Raw genomic sequence first — 18,788 nt, forward strand, 5'->3', positions numbered from 1 at the left:
TAAAACAAAAATGGTGACTCTCTCAGTTTACCTTTTAGCATAGTTTTAACAATTATAACAATTCAAACATACCTTTAAATCTATAGTTTACACATTGACTTATAATAAAATATGATACATATCAGATTAGAACTTCTAATAGAAAAACCATCCGTCTTGGGATGGTTTTTCATTTCATTTTATATAATAGCAGTTCTTTTCTTTATTTCTATGGAGCTACATTCGTTCAATTTTGATCTATTACATACCTACTTTTTGCTTTCTCCTAATGACGAACACACCGCTACCAATTAATAGCAAAACTAGTCCAAATATTAAATAGTTGAATGAATTAGTAGCTGTTTTTGGCAACTCATTTCCTTGTTGATTTTCGTTCTCATCCCCTGGAGTTTCAACTGATCCTGAATCTGTTCCTGGATCTGTTCCTGGATCTGCTCCTGGATCTGTTCCTGGATCTGTTCCTGGATCTGCTCCTGGGTCTGTTCCTGGATCTGTTCCTGGATCTGCTCCTGGATCCGCTCCTGGATCTGCTCCTGGATCTGCTCCTGGATCTGTTCCTGGATCTGTTCCTGGATCTGTTCCTGGGTCTGTTCCTGGATCTGTTCCTGGATCTGTTCCTGGATCTGTTCCTGGATCTGTTCCTGGATCTGTTTCACTATAAGAAAGGCCAAAGTTGTAAGCATATGCATCTCCTACAGCATTTACATAAGCAAAATCATCAATTTCTTCATCAGCAAAACTAGGAACATCGCCAACTTCCCTTTCCACTGCATCCTCACTAGCTGGAATACCAAATGGAAGTTTTCCAACAGGATCAAATTTTCCAGTGATCACATCAAATAATGCATCTTGTGAAGTACCAAAAGTAGCGACTAATGCTGCAGCATTTGGTTCAAGTTCATTAATTAGCCACTGATTTGTAAAGTTGATTGCTGTAATGGTTGGAACTTTTTGCTGAATATCAACAATTTTCTCTGCATCGAAAATTGCCGTTTCAGGTCCAACAGTAATACGTGGATTATTATCCCAGTTAGATTGCATGGGTTGAACAAAGACATAAGCATGAGTTGCTTCCTCAACAGTATCTACAAGTGTAATGTTAGGGAATTTTTCTTCAAGAGTTGCTTTTAAACTTGCTGTAAATGCAGCTGATTGTAATGGAGCTTTCTCTCGAATGTCTGCAGCTGGATCTGCTGCGCCTCTTCCTGCGATTGCTCCAACAAACCCTTCAACGTACAACTTAACATTTTCTAATTTTTCTTCTGTTAACGGTAATAGATTTTCACCATCAACTTCATCATTACGCATTAGAACAACAGATTTACGGTGTGCTAATTCTGCAGCAGCAAAGACTTCTGGATTTTTATCACGATCTACCAGATCAAGAGCCGCTTGCGGATTTACATATGGATCTTCAAAAAGTCCTAAATTCATTTTTTCTGTTAACAATAATGTAACCGACTCATTAATTGTTTCTTCTGTTACTAAACCATCCTCAACCGCTTTAATTAAAGCGTCTGGATTATTGGAACCTGAAACGATATCTGTTCCAGCATTAATTGCTTTTGCAAATTTTTCATGTAGTTCTAAATCTTCCGCACCCCATGCATTATCATTTACAGCACCAGTATCTGAGTTTACATAACCTTTGAAGCCTAGTTCATCACGCAAAAACCCTAAGATTCCATTGTTAAGCGCGAAACCAACCTCTTCGAATTGCTGCGTTTCGTTGTACCAGTCCAACCCTTGGTCTGCACTTGTGTTGCTTGGGTAAGCATAATAAGGCATGACAGAAGATACATTTGCTTCAATTGCTTTTTCAAACGGAGGAATATGATATTTTAATAGACTTCCAGGTGTAGGATATGGATTGAATTTTCCATCTTCGAAGTGTGGATCTAAACCTTCATCACGTGCGCCACCACCAGGGAAGTGCTTAACTGTAATGGCAATGCTATCTTTTCCTAGCTTATCACCTTGAAAACCTTTAATTGCGTTATAAATCATTTCACCGGCAACTTCTGGATTTTCACCAAATGTGTCTTCAATTCTTGCCCAAAGTGGGTCTGTTCCAACATCCGCTGTGTAACCGTAAATTTTACGAATACCAACAGCTTCCCATTCTTTTCTGGCAATGTCAGCAAATTCGCGTACTGCTTCTGCATCACCACCTGCAGCAAATCCTAATGGCCCTGGCCAGAATGTATGTTGCCCTTCTGCTTCACCAATATTTGTGTAGTCCGTTGAAGCATGGTTACGAGCATTTGATATGATTGTAACTGGAATTCCTAAGTCAAGATTCTCTGCATATTTTTGAACTTGGTTGTTAAAATTTGCTAGAGTTCCTAAATTAGGTGTTGAGCGGAAAATGACATAACGCATATCTTGTTCAGAAAGTTGATTAATGCCCCCCTCAGTTAATAGATTTCCATCTTCCCCTGGATTATTATTTATCGAGAAGTTTACATTAATTTGCATTAAACCTGCTTTTTGGTGTAAATTCATACGCTCGACTAAATCGGCAACACGTTGATCGACTGGTTCTCTCCAGTCTTCATATAATTCTATTTCGCCATTTCTGTTTGCATCTCTAAAATACTTACCAGCTTCTTCAATAGCAAGCTCTGGAGAAGCAACTTCAATTTCTGGCTGAGTTTCTGTTGCTGTAATCTTGTATGTTTCAATTGCTCCAACACCTGTATATGCACTTGGTCCTGAGTTTTCAAACTGTCCAAGGTTACCGCTATCTGCAGCTAGAGATGTTTGTGTCACCATTACTGGAGCGACTATTGATAGTGCAAGTGTACTAGCCAATACTTTTTTTCTTAACTTTGAAAACTTTTTTATTTTCTTAGATACTGAAGCCATGTTTTTCCTCCTTGTTTTTAAAGCGTTTTCATTTTAGGCTAAAACTACGAAAAACGCTTGATATAATCATAGAGTATAGAGCTGTTGCTGCTGATTAGTGTAACTAGCTGTATCTTACAAGACCTGTTATGCCTATCTAGCGAAAGCTTTACTGCTTTAGGCATAACACAGTCTTCTAATCTATTTTATTAATATTTCAGGCAAAGAAAGGGTCAGTTGTGGTATGAATGTAATCATTAATAAAACAATAATCATTGCTCCATAAAATGGAAGCATATTTTTTGCTGATTTTTCGATAGGGATTTTTCCTATTGCACATCCAACGAACATACAAGTACCCACAGGAGGAGTAACTAAACCAATTGCTAAACTCAAGATAAGAACCACCCCAAATTGTACAGGATCCATCCCTACACTTGTTGCTACTGGTAGTAAGATAGGTGTTGCAATAAGAATGAGTGGTGCCATATCCATGAACATCCCTAATACTAATAAAATAAGAAGGATTAATAGTAATGTCACAACATCATTTGGCGAGATTGAAATTAATCCCTCTGTCACCATAGCTGGAACTTTTAATAAAGCCAAAAGCCACCCAAATGCTGATGAAGCAGCAATTAAAAACATAACCATCGCTAACGTATTAAACGTTCTTTTCAAAATAATCCCCATTCTCGAAATAGGAATATCTCGATAAACAAAGAATGTGATGATAAATGCATATAGGACCCCAATAGCAGCTGATTCAGTGGCTGTAAAAATACCACTTACAATTCCTCCAATAATAATGACAGCTGTTAACAAGCCTAATAGACCCTCACGGATAATCTTCGGAACTTCTTCTCGCTTAATCGGTTCTCCTTTTGGATACTTCCTCTTTACGGCAATCAAATACGTGATGATCATCAATACCAAACCTAATAATAAGCCAGGTACTAAACCACCCATAAAAAGTGAGCCAACTGATACACCACCAGCAGCTGTTGAATAGATAATCATGTTGTGACTCGGTGGGATCATGACCCCTTGCGCTGCACTGGATATCGTTACGTTTACAGCATAATCAGAATCATAGCCTTTCTTTTTCATCATCGGTATTAATACAGATCCAATTGAAGAAACATCTGCTACGGCTGACCCTGAAATTCCACCAAAAAAAGTACTTGCTAACACGTTTACCATAGCTAGTCCACCACGTACTTTTCCGATTATTACATTAGATAAGTTAATTAAGCGGCGAGAAATACCACCTTCATTCATGATCTCACCTGCTAATATAAAGAAAGGAATAGCTAGGAGAGAAAAGGAATTTAATCCACCAACCATTCGTTGAACTAAAGCTGCTAAGTCTATATCCAAGTACATTCCGGTTAGAAATGATGATACGACTAAACATAGGGCAACAGGAACACGCAAAAGTAATAGTAAAACAAAGCTCCCCATTAAAATAAGAATACCCATTGTTCATCACTCCTCTGTATTTTCTTCCCATTCTTGATGCATACCTTTTTTAAAGAGCAATTCAATCCCATATATAACCATTAAAATACCTGATGCAGGAATTGCACCATATAAGACACTTTGAGGTAGTCCAGTTCCAGACATCGTTGAGTTCCCCATCAACATGGTGAATTTAATTCCAAAAAAAGTGAATATAATCCCTACTATAATTACAATGATCTTTGTTATGAAATCCAAAAATGTTTGTGCTTTCTTTGGTAGCATCCCAACAAAGACACCTACACCAATATGAAGTTTTTCGCGAAATCCTACAGCTATTCCAATGAAACTCACCCAAATTAGCAAGAGTAAGGAAACTTCTGCAGACCAACGAGGTGTGTAACTAAAGAAATATCGAGAAAATACAGTTGCTGAGACAATAATTGCCATTATAGCAATAAAAGTCATCGCAATTGCGTCTACCCCTTGGTCAAACCCATTTTTAACTTTTTTGTAAGCTTTCATATGCAAAGGGCCTCCTAACTATTCATGCACTAACACCTGCAATCCTTTTTATAAGACATTCATGAATAGGAGGTTATTTAACTTGCTATTCATGAATGCCTTATGTTAAAGAATTTAGGATTGTTGTTTGTAAATTAAGCTCTGGTATTTGAACGTTGATTTTTATATAAGTTCTAATTAGTCTGTTTGTAACGGCTATTTTGCCATGTTCACTAATAGGAGGTATACTCCTACTAATGAACATGAACTATTTTTTAATTTTCTAGATTACTCATTTTCAATTTTTTCGATCCACTCACTATAATCTCCACCGTGCTTATCATAAACAGACTGAACAGCTTCTCTCCATGGAGTTGTGTCGTCAATCACAACAACTTCATTACCAGCTTCCTCTATGGCTTTCTTTGATTCCTCTGTTAATTTATCCCATGCTTCACGTTGAGCAGTCTGGGACTCAATTGCTGCTTCTTTAAAAGCTGCTTTATCTTCGTCACTTAATTTATCCCATAGTGATTTTGAAGCCATTAATAGTTCAGGTACTCCAGAGTGATTATCTAATGTGAAATACTTTGCCACCTCATAATGGTTAGAAGAATAATAACTAGGATAGTTATTCTCAGCTCCATCAATAACACCTGTTTGTAGTGCTGAATACACTTCATCGTAAGCCATTGGTGTTGCTGATGCCCCTAAAGCCTCAACTAAGTCTACAAATAAAGCTGACTGTTGAACACGAATTTTAAGTCCTTCCATATCTTCTGGTGATTCAACAGGTTTTTTTGAATTATAGAAACTTCTGTTACCAGAATCATAATACGTTAAGCCCACAATATTCGCTGATTCTAGTGTTCCTAAAATTTCTTCTCCTACTTCACCATTAAGTACGTTCCATTTATGTTCTTCATCTCTAAAGATGTATGGCATTTGTAGAACACCAATCTCTTTTGAGAACTCAGCAAGAGGTACAGCATTCGTTCTCGCTAAATCCATTGTTCCAAGCTGCATTTGTTCAATTACACTTTTTTCATCACCAAGTTGACCGCCTGAGTAAACCTCTACCTTATAACGACCATCTGTTTTTTCCTCTACTAATTTAGCAAATTCTTTATCACCAATTGTTGTTGGATAATCATCTGGTTGATTCTCCGCTAGTTTTAGTACGATTGGTTCTTTATTATTACCTTCATTTCCTCCACTTTCTTCATTGGAAGTAGATTCAGAATTTCCACATGCAGCTAAGACACTTCCTGCTAATAACAATGACATTGATATCAAAGACAACTTTTTCTTTTTCACCATAATTACCCCCTATAACATTTATTAGTTCACCAAACAAACTAATTTACTAAACTATTACTTTCAAGACTGTAAAGATTAAATGAAGATGTTTACTCACTCCCTCACACCGAATTAATAACGCTTACATTTATAATTTACATGACTTAAGAGCATTTAGTAATGTTGTATCTTTAGGAGATTATATGTTTTCTTTAGGTGTATTTTTTAGATCTTTTTCTTCGTTTTTATTTGTAAACAGAGAAAAACCCGCTATTATAGTGGGTTTTTGGCATCTAAATATGGCGTTCAATCAGACTTTAACTATCCTTTTTTATTACTCTTGTTTTATATTGGTTCGGAGTCAACCCGTAGGTTTTCTTAAATATATTATAAAAGTGACTAGAATTTGTATAACCGACTTCAGAAACGATATTTTCTATTGTCATATCTGTGTTTTTTAGTAATTTACTTGCTTCTGTCATTCGAAGCTCAATTAGTAACTCTTTTAAATTCTTACCAAATTCTTTTTTTATAAGGCTGCTGAGATAACTTGGATGGAAATTAAAGTATTCTGCCATTTCATTAAGATTTATATCTTTATATCGATCTCTAATGTACGTTAGGATCTTTTCCCTTACCTTATTTTGTTCATCTTTAATATCTTCACCAGTTCTATCAGTAATTTCTCTAGATAGTTCTGTAAAAAGTATTAAAAAATAGCCGTTAATGGCTGCTGAAGATCTATGTTCTATTGAATAGTATTCTAGCAGGAGATTCTCTAAAATTTTTTGTATCATAGTACCTTCTTTTATATGGTGTTTTAAGAAATTTTGTGACTTACTTTTAGAGTAAAGACTATTGATGACAAAGTTCGAAATATAGTTATCATCGGACAATAAATACATAAAAATACCATCGAAAAATTTCGGAGTCAAGGTAATATTGACAACTACATCAGATTCACTTAAAGGTAAAGAACTATGCAAAACATTTCTATCTAAAATACATAAGTCCCCTTTATTCATTTGAATTTGCCTTCCTTTTATCTTCTGAATAAAACTACCTTGTAAAACATAGACGATTTCAATGTATTCATGTTTGTGTTCTAAAATAGGTATATATTTTGTTTTTCTCCTGATTGTAAAATTATTCAACTTGTCTACTTCATTGGGATAGGAAGTAACAATTCCATTTTCGTCTTTTTCCATAATAATTTTACCATCATTATACTTGTCTCTAAGAATTTCAAGTATTTGATTTATATCTTTTGGGAAATGATCAAGAGTCTGTAATATATTTTCTTCGATGTCAGTTCTTGTATTAATTCTCTCAAATAATTCTTCATAACTTTTGAGTCTCATTGATATATCCTCCTATCTTGGAAGGTAAAATGATAATGATTTCTTTTATCTTAACATTTGTTTTATCGTTTGACAGTGCCTTTAAATTTTCACAAAAAAAGAACAAGCTTATTTTTGAAAATAAGCTTGTTCTAATGAACTAGTATTGTTATTGAATAACTTCCCAAGATGTAACTGTATCTGTAACCTTCGTTCCATCTTCTTTTTCAGCTGTTGCCATTACTTCATTGCCACTTTCATTAAGCTCTACACCATCCCAAACAAATACACCTGGTTGTTGCACTGTACCCTTACCGTAATCGATACCGTTTACAGTTAATGTCACATCTTCTAGGTTTGAATAAACTTTTACAGGTGTAGTACTTTCTTCTCTTTCAGAAAATCTGCTGCTTGTGATGTGGACAAATTGATCTTCTTTATTCCATTGTGCCTTATAAAAATAGAATGCATCTTTCTTAGTTTGCCGATCATGTGATACAAGCCCTTTAGTATTAATACCTGGTGTTGAGGCCTCATTTTTCCCCGAAACACCAAAGTCGAACATATTCCATACATGAGTTGCCCATAACCAAGGACGCTCGCTAATGATGCTCCATGCACTTTCATGAAGATAATTTTGATATTCTTCTGGTTGAATTGGACCACGAGAAGATAGCTTCTCTTCTTTATTCCAGTTAGTAATAAAGTCTTCATCAATCACGTCATGCTGATAAGGGTTTGCTCCTCCACCATACTCGGAAATACCGAGTGGAACATTTGGATTTTCTTCATGTAATGTATCAAGATATTGAGCTAAATCTCCAGCTTTATTATAATACCAACCAAAATAGGTATTAAAAGAGGCAATATCGACACCTGCATTTTCATTCCAAGCTACATGTCTATCCAAAATTTCCTTATATTCGGGATCACGTGATGAATTCCCCTGAATAGCGTGAGTAGTCGGTCTGTTAGGATCTAATTCTTCTGCCTTCGTTGCCAGGCGTTTAATCAATTCGGTTGCCGCAGCATACTGCTCTTCACGGCTCCCACTATTATCAGGAGTATAGTAGCCTCTTCCTCCAAATTCGTTCTGAAGACCCCATGTTACAATCGAAGGATGATTATAGTTTTGTTTAATCATTTCAGTTAGTTGCTTTTCAGCATTGCTTGAAAATTCTTCTGTTCGTGTCATAAAATTTACTAGTGGAATTTCCGCCCAAACGACCAATCCCATTTCATCAGCCTTATCGTAAACATACTGTGAGTGTGGATAGTGAGAGACCCTCAGGGTGTTAGCACCAATTTCTTTAATAAGCTCAAAATCCTCTGCTCTGACTTCATTTGGAACTGCATTGCCAAAACCTTTTCTGTCTTGGTGGATGTTAACACCATGGAGTGGATAAATTTCACCATTTAAGATGAATCCTTTATCAGGATCCACAGAAAAATAACGAAAACCTACTTTTTCATTTACCTGGTCAATTACTTTACCTTTTCTTGTTACAGTAACTTCAACAATATATTGATAAGGATCTTTAGTACCATTCCAAAGGTGTGGATTATTTACTTTCAATGCACCTGTAAATTCAGCACGATCTCCTGACACCTCTGCAGATTTTAACTTTTTCCCATCAATCTTTAATTCTGTTCTTGATCTGACTTTGCCCTCTGCATCTTTTATTTCAGCTCTAACTTCTATAGAGTTAGATTTACTTTTTGCATCATCACTACTTACTTTAACTGGCACTGCAAGGTTTACTTCGGCCTTTTTCTCAATCGATTTATCGTTAGGAATGGTAACATATACACCAGTCGAACCATCATCTTCAACATCTATATGAGTTTTATCCGTAACGATTAGATTTACACTTCTGTAAATACCCCCAAAGAAGGTAAAGTCTCCTGATAGTGGAGCTGAATCTTTCACTTCATTGTTCACTCTTACAGCTACAATGTTTTTTTCTCCATAATTTACATAGTCTGAAATATCAACTGTAAATGCAAGATAGCCACCTATATTTGTGTGCACCGACTTGCCATTAACAAAAACTTCAGCCTCTTTATTTGCAGCTTCAAATTGTAAGAATACTTCTTTATCTTTATAACTATTAGGAATAGTCAATTCTTTTCTATACCATCCATCCCCTTGATAATATTCACCAAGATCAATACCGTCCTCTACGTTCCATGTGTGAGGAAGATTTATTTGTTGCCAACTTCTATCATTAAAATTGGTTGCACTAAAATTTTCATCTTCACTTTGATACCCCTTGTAAAATGTCCAATCTTCATCAATATTTTCTACAAGTCTACCTGTATTAACTACTACATCTGTCTTATTATTCTTCCCACCTTGCTCGGCACTCACGCTTGGTAAAACAAGTGAAACTAGCAACAATAACACAGTCATAAACAATGCCGACTTTTTAAAATTAGTTGTTAATATTGACAACACGCTCTCCCCTTTTCAGTATTATAATGATGATCTTCAATGACGATGTTTTTTCAACCCCTTACCTCTTTAATTAAAACGCTTACAATAAATGATTTTACAAGCTTAATAATTATTAAGTAATGTTATTTATTTAGGAGAGTATATGTTTTTTTAGGTTTATCTTTTAAAAATTAGATTCCCCCTTAAATTTTGTGAACAGAAAAAAAACCGCCATACTGGCAGGTTTTAGTCAAATAATAATAGCTAACTATGATAACTTTTAATTAGCTTAGTTCATTCGGACTTTAAATCTCCCTTTTAATTATATTTGTTTTATATTGGTTTGGAGTCATTCCATAGGTCTTCTTAAACACTTTATAAAAATGACTATAATTTGTATAACCAACTTCATGGACGATATTTTCAATTGTCATATCTGTATTTTTTAGTAATTTACTTGCTTCTGTCATTCGAACCTCAAGCAGTAAATCTTTCAAGTTTTTTCCAAATTCTTTTTTAATAAGACTGCTTAGGTAACTCGGATGAAAATTAAAGGAATTTGCCATTTTATTAAGATTAGTATCTTTATACTGATCTCTAATGTACTTTAGAATTTTTTCCTTTACTTTATATTGTTCAACATTAATAAGTTCTCCAGTTCTATCACTTATTTCTCTTGATAATTCTGTAAATAGAATGAGGAAATAACCGTTAATAGCTGTCGAAGATCTAAGCTCTGTCGAATAATATTCTAGCAGGAGATTCTCTAAAATTTTCTGTACCATTGTACCTTCTTTTACATGATGTTTTAAGAAATTTTGTGACTTACTCTTAGAGTAAAGACTATTGATGATAAAATTCGAAATATTGTTATCATCAGACAATAAATACATAAAAATACCATCGAAAAATTCCGGTGTTAAGATAATATTGACAACCACATCTGATTCACCTAAAGGTATAGAACTATGTACGACATTTCTGTCAAAAATACATAAGTCCCCTTTACTCATTTGGATTTGCCTTCCCTTTATCTCTTGAATAAAACTACCTTGTAAAACATATACGATTTCGATATATTCATGTTTGTGTTCATAAATTGGTATATATTTTAGTTTTCTTCTTATTGCAACCTTATCTATTCTAACCTCATTATTGGGGTATGAAGTAACAATTCCATTCTCGTCTTTTTCCATAATAATTTTCCTAGGAATTTCAAGTGGTATCTTGTTATCGTTCTGGATATGATCAAGAGTCTGCAATATATTTTCTTCGATGTCATTTCTTGTATTAATTCTCTCAAATAATTCTTCATAACTTTTGAGTCTCATTGATTATATCCTCCTATCTTGGAAGGTAAAATTATAACGTTTATTTTATCTTTATATCTGTTGGTTTTATATTGTCTATAAATTTCCATATCTTGATCATACAGTGTTACTATTCTATGGAGAAATTAACGAAGGGTAAGGGTTTATTTATAGATTTTAGGTTTACTTACTGTTTGTTGAGACTAAATAATTTTTTCTTCTCTTTTCTCTTTTTTTATGTTGAAAATAGTTCCTTGAATTTCCTTCATCTTCATATCATCTAGAGGGTAAAATTTCATGGCAATTATCGAAATGATATAGCCAATAATTGGAAAGCCAAACTTTAGCAATAAAGCCAAAAACAATAAAGGAGTTGTTAATTCTTCCCCAACTTCTGGTAATGAGTCACTATATCCGATAAACACTACTGCAAAACCAACAATTGCTGGTGCAAGCGATGAAATAAGTTTATCAACTAACGAGAAAATGGTTGAAATCATTCCGGGAACAAATCTACCTGTTCGATATGTTTCATAGTCAGAGACATCTGCAATCATTGGTATAACCAAGTTTCCTGTTAATTGTTGAAGACCCATTGAGATACTATATAAAACTAGGAATACAACGGTTAATAAACCAATGTCTGTTAAAGAAATGATTGTTGAATCGACCACTAGTAAGAAAATTGCCGTTGTAGCAAAGGAAAAGAAACTTAGCCATGTCCCAAAAACAAAGGCACGTTTCAGACCTATTTTACGTGCTTTACCAATTCCGAAAAATACAATGAGAATCGTTGGAATAAATGTAATGAAACCAATTGTACCACTCAATGAATAATCTCCTAAGAGGATACCAAAGAACATCACCCCTACAGCAGCTTGCCTAGGCATCAGTATTGCTAGTTTATCTGTGGAAGCAGCTATAACTAACATTTGTAAGGCTCTATTTTCTTTTATAACAGGCCAATAATCACGAAATTTCAGCTTAACATTTTCATCTGCTAATCCATAATATTCTTTACGGTCCTTCCCTTTAATAGCCATAGCCGCTAAACAAGTAAAAATAGCACTAAGAACAATAGCGTAATATTTTAACTCATTAAAAAGAGATAACGTAAAATCACCATGTTTTGCAACAAGGTAATTAGCTATGAACAATTGCCCACCCATAAATAAAACAGAATTAAATATAGCATTAAAAAGGGAAAAGAGCGGACGTTGTGTGGGATCATTAGTTAATACTGTTTGAGCACCTTTTGTACAAGCTGTCTGGAAAGTATAACCAATAATATAAATGGCATGTACTGCTAAGAAAAAGAAAAATTGTAGTGGATCTGGTACTAAATGAGTGAAAGTAAACATCGAAAAAACAGTTATGGCTAAGATGATATTCCCTATTATCATTAATGGAACAAACTTACCAAATCTACTTTCAGTTTTATCGATTATGTATCCGATAATTGGGTCGGTAATCCCGTCAAATATACGCATGAGAGATAAGATTGAACTCACAATAACAACTGTTAACCCTACAACACCTGTCCCATAATAAGAAATAAACATCATAATAAACAAATAAAGATTTGTAGCGGTGTCGTTCAATGCGAATAATCCTATTTGCCATCTCTTAGCAGTATGATATTGTTCCTTATGATTTACTTTTAGTGTTATCATTTTGTTCTCCCTTATCATTTTATTAAACGCTTACAATTCTCTGTTTATAAATTGATATCTTTATGAAGTAACAAAACATAAAAATATATAATGTGTTTCCAATAATTCCTGATTTTACTTACGGAGCTGTAGAAGGATTAAAAAAGTAATTCTACCACTTTATAATTCTAGTTGTATTAATTCCAATTTTAGTTGATTATACATTAGGGGAAGGGCAATAACAACCACTGTAAATACATCTGCTTACTTATTTTAGAATACAATTAAGCCATTACGACATTGGCTTAATTGTATTAGAACTTAACGATTACTTTATATGATTTCCGCTACAACATCTTATAAATATAGACAGCAAAAGATATTGTTTTCTGATTGGATTTATTAAAAATCATGAACTTTCTATTGGATGAATTGTAATAGTAAATTAACCGATTAAGTAACTAAATAGAAATTATAACTAATGTACTATCATTGTTTTGCACTATTAGCTAAATGTCTTTAAGGTAAAAATCATTCTCCTTTTTACAGAAAAAGCTCCAATTTCTTATCTAAAAGAAATTGGAGCTTAACACTACGTTATTCAACAGGAGTTCGAATTCCCTATCCTGTATATAACTTGATCTAGTATTTAATTTACTAAATTCTTTAAAGATCGAATCAGTTTATCGGAAGATAGCATCAAAGATTTATTAACGCCAAAACAGTGCTCAATTAAAGTACCACAGTAAAGCTTTCAGCATCTTTTTCTGGTAAGAGCTTAATTCCTAGTTCGGTTGATTCGATATTTGCATTAGTAGATTTGTTGATTTCTAAAATACCACGTAATAATAGAGACCATGACTTCCCAACTGTTTTAATAATCTTAACTGTGAGTACACTATTAGTCATTGTTACTGAAACTGCAAGTTCAACTTCTGATTTGGAATTACGAACGGTAGATATTGCTGTTTTACCTTCTTCAAGTTGGAAGAGATGTAAAACTACATCGTTTGCAAAGTCATAATCAGCTTCGTATTCATTTGAACCTACAGCAATGATAGAGTTAGGGCGAGCATATAGTGGAAGACTTAAATATCCATGATTTTCATTTCTCCATACTCCTCCATCAATCACTTCATTCGTAAATAGATGCGTCCATTTTCCTTTTGGAAGATAAAATGATACATCTCCTTCTTCGTTCAATATCGGTGCTACAAGTAATGAATCACCAAACATATATTGTCTTTCCAGTGTTTCGACAGCTGGATCGTCTTGAAACTCAAGAAGCATTGCTCTCATCATTGGAAGCCCTAGTTTGGCTGAATCATTCGCTGAATTAAAGATATACGGCATTAATTTTGATTTTAACTTTGTAAAAAATCTCGTTACTTCAACAGCTTCTTCATCATATGCCCATGGAACGCGGTATGATTTACTTCCATGTAACCGGCTATGACTTGAGAGAAGTCCAAATGCTACCCAACGTTTAAACAAATCAGCAGGTGCTGTACTTTCAAATCCACCGATATCATGACTCCAGAATCCAAATCCAGTTAAACCAAGTGATAATCCTCCCCTGATACTTTCTGCCATTGATTCGTATGTAGCATCACAATCACCACCCCAGTGTACTGGGAATTGTTGACCGCCAGCGGTTGCTGAACGCGCGAATAAGGTAACCTCTCCTTCACCAAGCTGATCTTTTAGTACTTCAAATACAACCTTGTTATATAAGAATGTATAGTAATTATGCATTTTGTCAGGATCAGAGCCGTCAAAGTAAACTACATCTGTTGGAATTCTTTCACCGAAATCGGTTTTAAAAGAATCAACCCCCATATCTACTAATCTTCTAAGATGATTAGCATACCATTCACATGCTGAAGGGTTTGTAAAATCAACAATCCCCATTCCAGGCTGCCATTTATCCCATTGCCAAACATCTCCATTAGGTCGTTTAATTAAGTAGCCATTTTGAACGGCCTCGTCAAAAAGCTTTGACTCTTGTGCAATATAAGGATTGATCCAAACACATATTTTCAAGCCCTTCTCTTTCATACGTTTTAGCATTCCATCAGGATCTGGAAACATGTTTCTATCCCATTCAAAATCTGTCCAATTTAACGCTTCCATCCAGAAACAATCATAATGGAAAACAGATAACGGAATATCTCTTTCACGCATTCCCTCTACGAAACTATTCACTGTTTCTTCATCATAGTTTGTTGTAAAAGAAGTTGATAACCATAAACCAAACGACCATGCAGGAGGCATAGCCGGTTTACCTGTTAAAGTCGTGTAGTTTGAGATAACCTCTTTTAATGTTTCTCCACCAAAAATCATGTAATCCAACGATTCACCTTTCACACTGAATTGAACCTTGGATACTTTTTCAGAAGCAACTTCAAGAGATACATTTTCCGGTTGATTGATAAAGACCCCATACCCTTTATTTGATACATAGAAAGGGATATTTTTATAAGATTGTTGTGATGCCGTACCTCCATCTTGATTCCAGATCTCGATTTCTTGTCCGTTCTTTACAAACGAAGTAAACCTTTCCCCAAGACCATAGATATTTTCACCAACTCCTAAATTTAGTTCTTCGCGAACATAGGTAGTCTTAGTTGCTGTTTCAGTAATATGAGACATTGATTTTTGACCACTGCCAGTTATTTTTTTACCATCATAAAGGTATTGGACTCCCCATGGTCCCTTTTTGTTAATAACTGCACTTGTTTTTCCACTGATAAATGTGATCGTTTCTTCCGTTTCTTCTATAGAAACTGGTGCTTGCTGGTGATCATAAAGTTGAAATTCTGGACCACGCTTTTTTGTTCCCTTATGATGAATGATTTTCACCCTAATGATATCTTTCATTGGAGATGAAAACTCCACTGTTAATAATGGTGTATCAAGTTGATATCCACGGTTTGAAATATCCTTCGGTGCCACTAATACTTTTAGTGTGTTTTCTGTTGAAGTAGCTTTAAAGAATTGCACTCCAGAAATTAATTCAAATCCTTCTCGTATAAGCCAATATCCATCTGTAAATTTCATCGTTACACTCCTTCTTATCATTAAGTCTATCAATCAACAGAATACTTGTTAGATTGACGAACTTTGATTTTTAAAAATTAATTAAAGATATTAAACATGTTTAATATCTTTAAAAAAGACCCAAAAGTGAATTCGGGTCTCTTTTATAATTGTCTTGAAAACGACTTCATTACTAGTTATTCCAAAGTTCTACTCTTTCTTTAATTAAATCAGTTCTCATTTTTTCTGCTTCTTTTGCACCAGCTTCATCAATTTCTTTCAAGAAATTATCATATAGCTTATCAAAGTCAGAAGGTTTTGCTAGAATTGCTTCAGGTATACGTTTCTTCACGATATCTAGTACTTTTTGTTCAATAAGCACTAATTCTGAATCACCTGGAACTTGAATATTAAAGGATACACCCCAAGGTTTTACAGGGAACTCATCTTCCTGTGGATATAATTCCTTCCACATCTCAACACCATAGTTTGATAAAACCTCTTTTTCTACATCTGTATAAGCATCTTTAATTTGTTGTGGAGAAGCTATTGTATATGTTTGACCGTTAGAATCAACGACACCATCTCCATATGCAGGTGCAAAACCTTTTAGTACACCAGTACCAGTTTCTTTCACATAGTTAGCATTGTTGTTTCTTTTATTCATTTCTTCATCAGAGATAACACGTTTACCATCTTCAATTGTATAGTGCTCTCCTTCAATTCCCCAGTTTTGAAGAATTTGACCTTCATCAGAAGCTAGATAATCTAAGAATTTAATTGCTGCTACCGGATCTTCACAATCAGTGGTAATACCAACACCCCAACCAGCTAAATAACCAGTACTCTGGAAGTTCGCATGCTTCATATCTGCTTCCAATGTCGCAGGATATAATCCATACATTCTCTCTTGTTGACCTTGTTCACGTAGTGCACGTTGTGCTTCATCGAATTCCCAATCATCATCAATAATCCCTAAAACACGTCCTGAAGATAATTTAGCTAAATATTGATCATATTTTTGAACAAAGCTTTCTGGATCAAGTAATCCTTCATCATTCATATGATTTAACCAACGGAAGTACTCTCTCTCCTCTGGACGCTTGTAATGGAATATTGCTTCATACGTTTCTGGATCAATATAGTATTCTCCATCATCAGATACTCCAGTTGACCAGAAAGCTGGATTTGTCGTCGAAATCATAATGCGCCAGTCATCTGCTAATAGTGATAAACCGATTGTAGATTGCCCATTTACTTCTGGAACCTTCTCTTTATATTCTTTAATAGCGCTTTCAAAATCCTTTAACGTATCAATTTCAGGATATCCAAGTTCTTTTACAACTGCATGCTGTAATCCCACACCATGGCTAGGCTTAAAATACTCTGTGTCTACAGCAGATGTAGGTAAAATGTAAATTGACTGATCATCGTTGCCCCATTTCAAACGGTTCATATATTCGCCATAAATTTTTTTCAAGTTAGGAGCATGTTCTTCAATTAGATCAGTAAGATCAATAAGAGCACCAGCATCAACTAATTTTCCTGCTTCACCTTTTGGTGCAACAAGATCAGGATATTCTCCACTCGCAATCATTAAAGCAATTTTTTGAGTTCCACCGTTTACATCAAATTCAGGATTTAGAGTAACACCCGTTTTTTCTTTCACAACCTTACTTACAGAGCTTTCCATATTATCCCATTGTGTATGTGGATCTGCACTAAATAGAGTTAGCTCTGTAAGCCCATCTTTATTCTTCTCAGCTTCATTTCCTGTCTTATTGCTACACCCTGATATGATTAGAACAAAACTTAATGCCATGAACAAAATAATTTTGCTAACATTCTTTTTCATGTTTTAATCCCCCTTGTATGAAATTGTTTACATAGAACAGAAGTCAAATCTACTAATCTCCCACCTAGCTAGTTAGATCACCTCCTACAAGTTTTAAAATGTGACATCAACTAATTAACTTTTAACAGCTCCAAGTGTCATTCCTTGAACAAAATACTTTTGAACAAATGGATAGACGACTAAAATTGGAACAATCGTTACAACTGATATAGCCATTTTAATTGATTCAGGAGAAACAAAGGTTTTTAATTGGTCTGCTGTCATTCCCTTCATCGCATTTGGATCTGTACTACCTACTGATGTATTTTGTAAAATTTTCATTAACTCATATTGTAGAGTTGTTAAATTTTCATTCATGCTGTTATATAAATAAGTATCAAACCAAGAATTCCAATGCATAACAGCAACAAAAAGGGCAATAGTCGCTAGAACTGGTTTACATAAAGGCATGATAATTTTCCAAAAAATCATGAAATCATTTGCTCCATCAATTTTCGCTGACTCTTGAAGTGCATATGGAATTCCATCAATAAACGAACGTACAATAATAATATTAAACGCATTTACAAGGCCTGGAAGAATGTAAACCATATAGCTATTAATTAACCCCAAATCTCTTATTAACATGTATCCTGGAATTAATCCACCAGAGAAATACATTGTTAGTACAATGATCGTTGAGAATAATTTACGACCTTGAAAATCAGCTCTACTAAGCGTGTATGCTACCATTGCTGACGAGATAACACCTAGGATTGTTCCGATAATGGTTCGGGTAGTCGAGTTTATAAAACCTGTGATCAGGTTATCATATTTGAATATTTCCACATAATTGTCTAATGTAAATGATCTTGGCCAAATATGAATACCACCTCTTACTGTATCAATAGATTCATTGAATGAAATGGCTAGTACGTTTAAAAAGGGATACAGAGTAACAATCGAGATAAGGATTAAATAAATATAGATAAACCAATCAAATAGGCGATCTGTTCCATTTGATTTACTAAGTGACTTATTTCTTCGCATTTTTATCAGTCCTCC

11 protein-coding genes are annotated in these 18,788 nt (G+C 34.5%); all 11 read right to left on the reverse strand.

What is annotated here, in order from left to right; genetic code table 11:
• Positions 1-240: 240 nt before the first annotated feature.
• The 11 genes from FS935_RS12250 to FS935_RS12300 all read right to left on the reverse strand — a co-directional run bounded on the left by FS935_RS12250 (position 241) and on the right by FS935_RS12300 (position 18,773).
• Positions 241-2,868 (reverse strand): glycoside hydrolase family 3 N-terminal domain-containing protein, encoded by a 2,628-nt coding sequence (locus FS935_RS12250; protein ID WP_146948875.1) that lies wholly within the window; start codon positions 2,866-2,868, stop codon positions 241-243.
• Positions 2,869-3,048: 180 nt separating this feature from the next.
• Entirely contained in the window at positions 3,049-4,329 is a 1,281-nt protein-coding gene (locus tag FS935_RS12255; RefSeq protein ID WP_146948876.1) for a TRAP transporter large permease, read from the reverse strand.
• A 6-nt stretch (positions 4,330-4,335) separates the two neighbouring features.
• A complete protein-coding gene (locus tag FS935_RS12260) occupies positions 4,336-4,833 on the reverse strand; it encodes a TRAP transporter small permease (RefSeq protein ID WP_146948877.1) in 498 nt (165 codons plus the stop codon).
• 267 nt (positions 4,834-5,100) lie between these two features.
• Positions 5,101-6,132, reverse strand: a complete 1,032-nt coding sequence (locus FS935_RS12265) for a TRAP transporter substrate-binding protein (RefSeq protein WP_146948878.1) — start codon at positions 6,130-6,132, stop codon at positions 5,101-5,103.
• Between the two features lie 296 nt (positions 6,133-6,428).
• A complete protein-coding gene (locus FS935_RS12270; RefSeq protein WP_146948879.1) occupies positions 6,429-7,472 on the reverse strand; it encodes an AraC family transcriptional regulator in 1,044 nt (347 codons plus the stop codon).
• Between the two features lie 148 nt (positions 7,473-7,620).
• The gene (locus tag FS935_RS12275; protein ID WP_146948880.1) at positions 7,621-9,906 is read right to left on the reverse strand and encodes a glycoside hydrolase family 2 protein; all 2,286 of its coding nucleotides are present in this window, start codon (positions 9,904-9,906) and stop codon (positions 7,621-7,623) included.
• Positions 9,907-10,193: 287 nt separating this feature from the next.
• The gene (locus tag FS935_RS12280) at positions 10,194-11,219 is read right to left on the reverse strand and encodes an AraC family transcriptional regulator (protein ID WP_146948881.1); all 1,026 of its coding nucleotides are present in this window, start codon (positions 11,217-11,219) and stop codon (positions 10,194-10,196) included.
• Between the two features lie 182 nt (positions 11,220-11,401).
• The gene (locus FS935_RS12285) at positions 11,402-12,871 is read right to left on the reverse strand and encodes an MFS transporter (RefSeq protein ID WP_146948882.1); all 1,470 of its coding nucleotides are present in this window, start codon (positions 12,869-12,871) and stop codon (positions 11,402-11,404) included.
• Between the two features lie 711 nt (positions 12,872-13,582).
• Positions 13,583-15,910, reverse strand: a complete 2,328-nt coding sequence (gene yicI, locus FS935_RS12290; protein ID WP_146948883.1) for an alpha-xylosidase — start codon at positions 15,908-15,910, stop codon at positions 13,583-13,585.
• 172 nt (positions 15,911-16,082) lie between these two features.
• Positions 16,083-17,744 (reverse strand): ABC transporter substrate-binding protein, encoded by a 1,662-nt coding sequence (locus FS935_RS12295; protein WP_146948884.1) that lies wholly within the window; start codon positions 17,742-17,744, stop codon positions 16,083-16,085.
• A gap of 114 nt (positions 17,745-17,858) precedes the next feature.
• The gene (locus tag FS935_RS12300; protein WP_146948885.1) at positions 17,859-18,773 is read right to left on the reverse strand and encodes a carbohydrate ABC transporter permease; all 915 of its coding nucleotides are present in this window, start codon (positions 18,771-18,773) and stop codon (positions 17,859-17,861) included.
• Between the last annotated feature and the right edge of the window lie 15 nt (positions 18,774-18,788).

This window comes from Metabacillus litoralis (assembly GCF_007994985.1).
Lineage (GTDB): Bacteria > Bacillota > Bacilli > Bacillales > Bacillaceae > Metabacillus > Metabacillus litoralis.

What these genes read in the sequence shown, in the direction of transcription:
- FS935_RS12285 (WP_146948882.1), bottom strand. Translation starts at nt 12,871, where the DNA reads ATGATAACACTAAAAGTAAATCATAAGGAACAATATCATACTGCTAAG.
- FS935_RS12295 (WP_146948884.1), bottom strand. Translation starts at nt 17,744, where the DNA reads ATGAAAAAGAATGTTAGCAAAATTATTTTGTTCATGGCATTAAGTTTT.
- FS935_RS12280 (WP_146948881.1), bottom strand. Translation starts at nt 11,219, where the DNA reads ATGAGACTCAAAAGTTATGAAGAATTATTTGAGAGAATTAATACAAGA.
- FS935_RS12300 (WP_146948885.1), bottom strand. Translation starts at nt 18,773, where the DNA reads ATGCGAAGAAATAAGTCACTTAGTAAATCAAATGGAACAGATCGCCTA.
- FS935_RS12260 (WP_146948877.1), bottom strand. Translation starts at nt 4,833, where the DNA reads ATGAAAGCTTACAAAAAAGTTAAAAATGGGTTTGACCAAGGGGTAGAC.
- FS935_RS12265 (WP_146948878.1), bottom strand. Translation starts at nt 6,132, where the DNA reads ATGGTGAAAAAGAAAAAGTTGTCTTTGATATCAATGTCATTGTTATTA.
- FS935_RS12250 (WP_146948875.1), bottom strand. Translation starts at nt 2,868, where the DNA reads ATGGCTTCAGTATCTAAGAAAATAAAAAAGTTTTCAAAGTTAAGAAAA.
- FS935_RS12270 (WP_146948879.1), bottom strand. Translation starts at nt 7,472, where the DNA reads ATGAGACTCAAAAGTTATGAAGAATTATTTGAGAGAATTAATACAAGA.
- yicI (WP_146948883.1), bottom strand. Translation starts at nt 15,910, where the DNA reads ATGAAATTTACAGATGGATATTGGCTTATACGAGAAGGATTTGAATTA.
- FS935_RS12255 (WP_146948876.1), bottom strand. Translation starts at nt 4,329, where the DNA reads ATGGGTATTCTTATTTTAATGGGGAGCTTTGTTTTACTATTACTTTTG.